The organism is Noviherbaspirillum sp. (assembly GCF_036846085.1).
Taxonomy (GTDB): Bacteria; Pseudomonadota; Gammaproteobacteria; order Burkholderiales; family Burkholderiaceae_D; genus Noviherbaspirillum.
On the sequence record NZ_DAIUCO010000258.1, the window covers coordinates 1 to 7,633 of the forward strand.

At 57.2% G+C, this 7,633-nt stretch carries 10 protein-coding genes; 5 read left to right on the forward strand and 5 right to left on the reverse strand.

Going from position 1 to position 7,633, the window contains the following annotated elements; genetic code table 11:
* Positions 1-511, reverse strand: a 511-nt coding sequence (locus V7080_RS21635) for an EI24 domain-containing protein (RefSeq protein WP_334190457.1), incomplete at its 3' end; no start/stop codon positions are given.
* Positions 512-727: 216 nt separating this feature from the next.
* Between V7080_RS21635 and V7080_RS21640 the strand changes: the two genes are divergently transcribed.
* The 3 genes from V7080_RS21640 (at position 728) to V7080_RS21650 (ending at position 1,946) form a co-directional block, all read left to right on the forward strand.
* Positions 728-1,036 carry a hypothetical protein gene (locus V7080_RS21640; protein ID WP_334190458.1) on the forward strand — a complete coding sequence of 103 codons (309 nt, stop codon included), beginning with the start codon at positions 728-730 and terminating at the stop codon, positions 1,034-1,036.
* A gap of 67 nt (positions 1,037-1,103) precedes the next feature.
* Positions 1,104-1,460 carry an FKBP-type peptidyl-prolyl cis-trans isomerase gene (locus V7080_RS21645; protein WP_326858459.1) on the forward strand — a complete coding sequence of 119 codons (357 nt, stop codon included), beginning with the start codon at positions 1,104-1,106 and terminating at the stop codon, positions 1,458-1,460.
* 264 nt (positions 1,461-1,724) lie between these two features.
* A complete protein-coding gene (locus V7080_RS21650) occupies positions 1,725-1,946 on the forward strand; it encodes a hypothetical protein (protein WP_334190459.1) in 222 nt (73 codons plus the stop codon).
* A 5-nt stretch (positions 1,947-1,951) separates the two neighbouring features.
* Here the strand turns inward: V7080_RS21650 and V7080_RS21655 are convergent, their stop codons facing one another.
* On the reverse strand, positions 1,952-3,412 hold the full coding sequence (locus V7080_RS21655) for a wax ester/triacylglycerol synthase family O-acyltransferase (RefSeq protein ID WP_334190460.1): 1,461 nt from the start codon (positions 3,410-3,412) through the stop codon (positions 1,952-1,954).
* A 114-nt stretch (positions 3,413-3,526) separates the two neighbouring features.
* Here V7080_RS21655 and V7080_RS21660 point away from each other — a divergent pair, with 114 nt between their 5' ends.
* On the forward strand, positions 3,527-3,781 hold the full coding sequence (locus V7080_RS21660; RefSeq protein WP_334190461.1) for an acyl-CoA-binding protein: 255 nt from the start codon (positions 3,527-3,529) through the stop codon (positions 3,779-3,781).
* Positions 3,782-3,808: 27 nt separating this feature from the next.
* On the opposite strand, the gene V7080_RS21665 is transcribed toward V7080_RS21660, so the two are convergent.
* From V7080_RS21665 to V7080_RS21675, 3 genes are read right to left on the reverse strand one after another with little or no spacing between them, the layout of a single operon-like run.
* Positions 3,809-4,093: a polyhydroxyalkanoic acid system family protein gene (locus tag V7080_RS21665; protein WP_334190462.1), complete on the reverse strand. Its 285-nt coding sequence runs from the start codon at positions 4,091-4,093 to the stop codon at positions 3,809-3,811.
* Positions 4,094-4,097: 4 nt separating this feature from the next.
* Positions 4,098-5,084: a 2-hydroxyacid dehydrogenase gene (locus V7080_RS21670; protein WP_334190463.1), complete on the reverse strand. Its 987-nt coding sequence runs from the start codon at positions 5,082-5,084 to the stop codon at positions 4,098-4,100.
* 7 nt (positions 5,085-5,091) lie between these two features.
* Positions 5,092-6,498, reverse strand: coding sequence for a sodium:proton antiporter (locus V7080_RS21675; protein WP_442947270.1), 1,407 nt, complete (start codon positions 6,496-6,498; stop codon positions 5,092-5,094).
* A gap of 328 nt (positions 6,499-6,826) precedes the next feature.
* Between V7080_RS21675 and fdxA the strand changes: the two genes are divergently transcribed.
* Positions 6,827-7,150, forward strand: coding sequence for a ferredoxin FdxA (gene fdxA / locus V7080_RS21680; RefSeq protein ID WP_334190464.1), 324 nt, complete (start codon positions 6,827-6,829; stop codon positions 7,148-7,150).
* Positions 7,151-7,633 lie beyond the last annotated feature (483 nt).

The window sequence follows — 7,633 nt, forward strand, 5'->3', positions numbered from 1 at the left end:
GCCATCCCCACAGGGCGGGCTGGATGATGAAGGTGAGCGGTGGGATTGCCGACAATGGCAGCGTCACGATCCACAATACGGCAAATATCACGAACGAATAGGTGGACAACCACAAGGTGCCGAGCAGGTTGCCGCCACGATGCATTTCCAGCGCCGGATGGCGGCGTTTCGCCACATGGCGGACGATGATCGGCATTGCCATGGTGCCGACGAATAGCAGCGCGGTGAGGATCATCAGCGGAAGAAGTACCCACATCGCGATCAATGGCACCACCACTGCCTTAATCGTGCCCAGACCGAGCCAGCCGAGGACTTCGCCCGCGACATCGAACCCGCCGTTGGCGGCGAAATAGGCGTGCAGCCAGTCGATCATCGGCTGCAGTCCCAGCCACAGGATGACGCCCCAGAGCACCAGTGACAACACGAATGGAATCACGGTAAGCAACAGCAGGCGGATATGCAATTGTGACCATACGGCATTGCCGAAGGCGACCATTACCGAACGGTTCATGGATATCATCTCTCCTCAATTTTCCCGATGCAAACCCGGGCGACCGCATGCGGTCGATCCAATTATTCAAACCAATAGCAAACCGATATGTTACCGGTCCGGCGTCAACGCGGCGCGGAACCCCGCATTCAATGCAGGATGCACCACGTCAACGCAACTACTCGCCACGAATGCTATCAATCGTGATGAATCTGTCCATGTAATGACTGGGTGATCATGTATTTAATTCAACTTTTTCTTCCCCTGTACGACAACGAGAAACAGGCGTTTCCAAAAGCGCATTTCCTGTCGGTCCGCGATGAACTGGTCGAACGCTTCGGTGGGTTGACCGTGCATACGCGCGCACCGGCCAAGGGCCTTTGGCAGGACCATGAACAGGATACCGTGCAGGATGACCTCGTCATTCATGAAGTGATGAGCGACACGCTCGATGAGGCGTGGTGGCGAGGCTACCGCCAGTCACTTGAAAAGCGCTTCCGGCAGGACACCATTCTCGTTCGCGCGCAATCGATCAGCATCCTCTGACGACACAAGCGCGTGCAGTTGCAACTGCTACAATCCCGCCACTCGACCACTCATGAAAGGAATCAGCATGTCTACAACTACAACAGCTTCCGGACTGCAATACGAAGAAATCTCCGTCGGTTCCGGAGACGAAGCGAAGGCCGGCGGCCAGGTCACCGTCCACTACACCGGCTGGCTGCAGAATCCGGACGGCAGCGCCGGCCGCAAGTTCGATTCCAGCAAGGACCGCAATGAGCCCTTCGATTTCCCGCTCGGCGCAGGCCATGTCATCAAAGGCTGGGACGAAGGCGTGCAGGGCATGAAGGTCGGTGGCGTACGCAAGCTGATCATCCCTTCCTCTCTCGGATACGGCGCGCGCGGCGCCGGCGGCGTCATCCCTCCGAACGCCACACTGATTTTCGAAGTGGAACTTTTGGGCGTTTAAAGACTCTTTCCCAACGGCATCTTGAAGAACGGCATCCTAGTTGATGTCCCTCTTCCTGATGTCCGTGCCCTAGAGCCGGTGTCGTACCTGTCCAAGCTGGTACAACACCGGCTTCAAACCGGTGGAAGACGATCGGCAAGCCTGCCCGTCTGAATCGCGGTTTGTCATGCGCAGCTGCATGCGCATGGCCTGACGGCGGCATGGCAGCATCGCGTTCGACCTGCGCCGCGCATCCCGCGAGGCCGTCCTCCGGATTCCTACTTCATGCATTTGAAAAACATATTGATTGGCTGCGCCTGCGTCGCAATGTCGCTGGCTGTTTCAGGTTGTGCCGTTGTATCTGTCGCCACGACGGCCGTGTCGGTGGCCGGCACGGCGGTCAGCGTAGGGGTCGCCGCGGGGTCGGTGGCGGTTGGTGCCGCGACGACGGTTGCCAAAGGTGCGGTCGCCGTGGGCGGCGCGGTGGTCGGCTCCGATTCCGATTAAGTCGTCTACCACTCCGACATCAGCGCCAGCCAGAGCAGCTTCTCGAACTCCGGTGCGAACCGCCGGATGATGTCATGCGGATCAGGCGCAATCGCGTCGTCGGTCACGAGTCCGAACTGCACACCACCGTTATAACTGAGGATCGAGACGCCAACGCCGATGTCTCCGGACTGCGGCACCCAGAACATGATCTGGTCAAGCTGGCTGCCGGCGAGATACAGCGGCGCCTGCGGGCCCGGCACATTGCTCATCACCGCGGTCGCCTTCCTGGCGAAGTAGCTCTGGATCTCGGTCTGCATCTGCTTCGGCGTGGCACCGAGCACGCCCAGCACCGCCATTGCGACCAGCGCCTGGTAGCCGCCCTTCAATTCGTCCATGCGGCGGCGCACCTCCTGCAGGCGCAGCAGCGGGTCCTCGATGCCGACCGGCAGCACCAACGGCACCAGGCCGAAAGCATTGCCCAGCTTTTGCTCCTTGCCGGATTTGCGCAGGTTGACCGGCACCATCGCCCGCAGTTCGCAGTCCTCGGCCACATGGTCGCCCTTGGAACGCAGGTAGGCACCGATAGCGCCTGCCACGCTCGCCATCAGCACATCATTGATCGAACCGCCCAATGCCTTGCCGACCACCTTGATTTCGGCAAGTGGCAGCGGCTCGCTCCAGGCGACATTCTTTTTACCCGCCGGTTTGCCCTTCAGCCTGGTCCTGGAATCATCCGGCATCGCCATCAGCTTGATGGCATCCATCGTCAACTGCCCGGCCATGTTGCCCATCTTCGAGAGCCGGGTCATGAAGTTGTTCGAGTCCGCCAGCATCCACATGTATTTCGACCAGATCGTGGTCGACAGATTGATGGCATTGATGGTGGTGTTGGTAACCGGTTGCGTCAACTGGAGCCATGGATTATCCTCTTCGGGCTCGGACGGCATCAACGACGCCATCGCCTGCCCCGGCCGGTCTTCCGACGGCGAGCTATCGAACATCGAGAGAAGCACGCCGACCAGCGCCATGCCGTCCGCAATGCAGTGATGGATACGAATCACCACCGCCTGCCGCGTCCTGCCATCCTCGCCGATGCAGCCATCGACAAAATGCATTTGCCATAACGGTCGCGCGGCGTCGAGCGGCGTGGCGGACAAGTCGCTGACCAGTTGTTCGAGTTCGGCCTTGTTGTTGGGTAGAGCGGGCTTCAGGCTGGTGCGCACGATGTGGTAGTCCGGATCGATCTCCTGTTCCTGCCACCAGGCGCTGCCGGTGATGTCCATCGCCACGCGGCTGCGGAAGCGGCGATAGCTGAGGAAGCGGGTCTCCATCACATGCATGAATCGCGTCATGTCGATCGGCTGGTCGAACATCAGCACCGCGACGATCATCATCAGATTGCAATCCGAATCCATCCGCAGCCATGCGGTATCGACGGTGGACATTTTCTCCCGGCGTAGCGCCGGCGCGACTTGGGACGCCATCGAGTCACTCCTCTAAATGTTTGCTTTGGTGGCAGTTTTTTCTATGTTATTTTGAGCGCCTGCTTTGCAATGGACACTATCACAGCCAACTCTTTTCATCTACAGGAGAACACCATGAGCCTGCAAGCCCAATTCGACCAAGCCGTAGCCGACTCGAAGAATCTGCCCGACCGGCCAGACAACATGACGCTGCTGAAAATCTATGCGCTGTTCAAGCAGGCGAGCGAAGGCGATGTGGAAGGAAAGCGGCCGGGTTTCACCGATATGGTCGGCCGTGCGAAATGGGATGCGTGGGATGCGCTGAAAGGCACATCGAAGGACGACGCGATGCAGCAGTACGTCGATCTCATCACTGAACTGAAAGGCTAGGCCGTCAGCCTGGCGGCTGAACCGTCATCAAGCCTTGCTGCTGAAAACCTTCTTCATTTTTTCGGTGACCTTGGATTCGATGGTCGATGCAAAGCCCTTGAACAAAAATCCGAGTTTGATTTCCAGCTGCGCTTCGTTCTCGAGCAGTGCAAGCGTACCGGATACGCCGGTGCGCTTGAACACCAGCACATCGCCATCCCATTCGGAGGCCATGTCGTACTCCTCGGCCATCTGGTCCGCCACTTTTTGGGCAGCGGCCTTCGCCTTCTTGTGAGACAGCTTGTGCGATTGGCAAATAACTATATCGGCCATGAACCTATTCCCTGGAATTGACGTCGGGGTTCAGGATATTCGGTGGCATCCCGCCCGTCAACGCCGCGATCAGGTTATCCGCCGCACAGTTGGCCATTGCGCGACGGGTCGGTTCCGAGGCGCTGCCGATGTGCGGCGTCAGCACCACATTTTTCAATGACAGGAAGCCGGGATTGAAGGCTGGTTCGTTCTCGAACACGTCCAGGCCGGCAGCCGCGATTCGTCCCGCGCCCAGGGCGTCGATCAACGCGGCATCGTCGACAATACCGCCCCGGGCGATATTCACCAGGGTCGCCGTCGGCTTCATCTGCGCCAATTCGGCAGCGCCTATGGTGTGATGGGATTGCGGTGAATAAGGCAACACGAGGACTACATGGTCGGCCGTTCGCAGCAGTTCTTCCTTGCCGACGTGCCGCGCATTGTTTGCGTACGCTTCCGTCTCGGGTGCGAGGCGGGACCGGTTGTAATAAATCACATTCATGTTGAAGCCCGTCGAACGGCGCGCGACGGCCTGGCCAATGCGGCCCATGCCGATGATCCCAAGCGTCGAACCATGCACATCAGCACCCATGAACGTGTCGAAACGCCACTTCTTCCACTCGCCGGCTCGCAACCAATGCTCCGACTCGGTCACGCGACGCGCCGTCGCCATCAACAGGGCCCATGCAAAATCGGCGGTCGTCTCGTTCAGCACATCCGGCGTGTTGGTGACGATGATGCCGGCCCTGGTGGCGGCATCGACATCGATGTTGTTGTAACCGACGGCCATGTTGCAGATGGCTTTCAGTCCGGGCGCGGCCGCTATCACCTCGGCGGACATCCGTTCGCTCGGCGTGGTGAATACGGCATCCTTGCCCTGCAGTCTCTGGATCAGTTCGTCGGACGACATGATCTTGTCGTCCTGGTTGGCCTCGACATCGAACTTCCCGGACAAACGTTCGACTACGTCCGGGAAGATTGCACGTGTCACTAGGATTTTGGGTTTGGTCATTGCATCCTCACCGGAAGAATAGGAATGTCATGGCGATGAACAGCGGCACCAGCACGATACACGACCATGCCATATAGCCGAAGAAGGACGGCATCTTGATGCCGCGCTCCTCGGCGATTGCCTTTACCATCAGGTTGGGCGCATTCCCGATATAGCTGTTTGCGCCCATGAATACCGCCCCGCAGGAAATCGCCGCCAGCGTCGAGGCCAGCGTCGTCATCAGTGTCGCCGGATCGCCGCCCGCGGTATTGAAGAATACCAAATAGGTCGGGGCGTTATCGAGAAAGGATGACAGTATCCCGGTCGCCCAGAAATACATGGCGTCGATCGGCTGCCCGTCGTTGTCAGTAACGGCGCGAACCACCGCGGAGAATGCCCCGTCTTCGCCTGCTCGAAGCATCGCAATGACAGGAATGATGGTAATGAAGATGCCGGCAAACAATTTGGCGACTTCCTGCATTGGCCCCCATGAGAAGTCATTGCCGCTGCGCGCGGTACGCGGCGTCAGCGCAAGCGAGGCGATGGTAACGGCTATCAGCAACACGTCACGTATCAGGTTCTGCAGTTCCACATCGGTGCCGAATACCGGGAATGTGACGCCGGACTTCCAGAAGCCGCTCATCAAAACCAGTCCGACAATCGCTGCCAGGAAGAAAAAATTGACCTTGCCCTCGATCCTGAGCGCCGAATCGGGCGTGGGGTCCATTGCCGGCGGCAATTGTTCCTCACGATTCCGATAATAGTAGCTGTCGAGCAGGTAAAAAATGACCAGGAGGGATGTACACAGGAACAGCGCTTCCCAGAACATGTGCTTCACGGTCCAGAAAAAATCGATGCCCTTCAGAAAGCCAAGGAACAACGGCGGATCACCCAGGGGGGTCAGGGAGCCACCGGCATTCGCCACCAGAAAAATAAAGAAAACCACGATATGTACCGCATGTTTGCGGTTGTCGTTGGCGCGAATCAGGGGCCGGATCATCAGCATGGATGCACCCGTGGTGCCCATGAAGCTAGCCAGCACCGTACCTAGGGCAAGCAATCCGGTATTGAGCAAGGGAGTGCCACGCAGATTTCCCCGCACGCAAATACCACCGGCGACGACGAATAATGATGTCAGCAGAATAATAAACGGGATGTATTCGGCGGCGAATGCATGCACCGCTCCACCGGCTGCGGTGGCGATACCGAACACTGCGGCGCAGGGCAGAAGGAAGGCAAGCGCCCAGGCAAGCGAAATCTTGCCGAAATGATGGTGCCAAAAAAGAGGGGCTGCCAAGGGCAGAAACGCAATCGATAACAACAGGCCTGCAAACGGTACCGCCCACCAGACGGACAGTTGCCCTCCGTCCAGTTCGGCGGCGTATGCAGCGATCGGAAACACGCCCGCCATGCCGGCCAAGATTTTTGCGCGCACTTGATGTCCCCTGCCTTATTTTTAAAATTGGCGGCTATTTTATCTTGGTTCCAGCGCGCTCTTATCCGTAGAAATACGCAATCTCGTTAAGGGAAAAACGACATGGCGGCACTATTCGGCACTGCCGTTCAAACCAATCTCCGCATTTGCTTATTTGTAATCTGTATAAAACCGGTTTGTTAGAAAGACTGAATTATCTTAAAATACAAGGCTTTGCGACGGGTTATACCGACAGGCTTTCATTCAATGCGGTCTGCCATGCCAACTACCCTTAACGTTGCATCTTTTGCTTCAATCAAATTTCAGGAAATTTACAGATAGGACTGTTATGACCCACGTTGTGACCGAATCGTGCATCCGGTGTCGTTATACCGATTGTGTGGATGTATGCCCGGTGGACTGCTTCCGCGAAGGCCCCAATTTCCTCGCGATCGATCCGGACGAATGCATTGACTGCGCCGTCTGTGTCGCCGAATGTCCGGTCAATGCCATCTTCGCGGAAGAAGATGTGCCGGCGGATCAGCAGCAATTCATCAAACTGAATGTCGAACTCGCCCGTGCATGGCCTTCCATCACCAAGACCAAGGCCGCCCTACCGGATGCCGACGATTGGAAAGACGTCAAAGACAAGCTTGACCAACTCGCCAGATAATTCAAACATGCAACGACGGCAGCTGACATGGCTGCCGCCTGCATCACTGGTGAGCAATTTGTTACTTCCAAAAGATCTCTGACTAGAGACTATTCCGCAGTCAGGTGTCTGGGTTACAGCAACACCCCGTTCTCTCTTCAGCCCCGCAATACCCCACCAACCGCCTCGCCTGTTTCTGTAGGTTACCGGTAATCTTCCAAATTTGAATCAATTGCCTCCGCGCTCGGCGATGGTTTTGCATTTGCCGTAATCAGATGGAATTGCCAAAAACCTGCGTTTCCTGCAAAGCATCTCAGTCCGCATAACCGGCGATCCGGCGCCGAAAGTCAAAATCAAACGGAAGGATGTTATTTGCAATGGACATGCCGCATGGACGCGTAAGTTTTACAAAGCCAGCAGCCTGTTAGCAGAAAATTATTCCGCACCGCCAAAAAAATGCACTTCCATCCCTAGGCACGTTTTATGCTCACCTTGTGAAAAGCC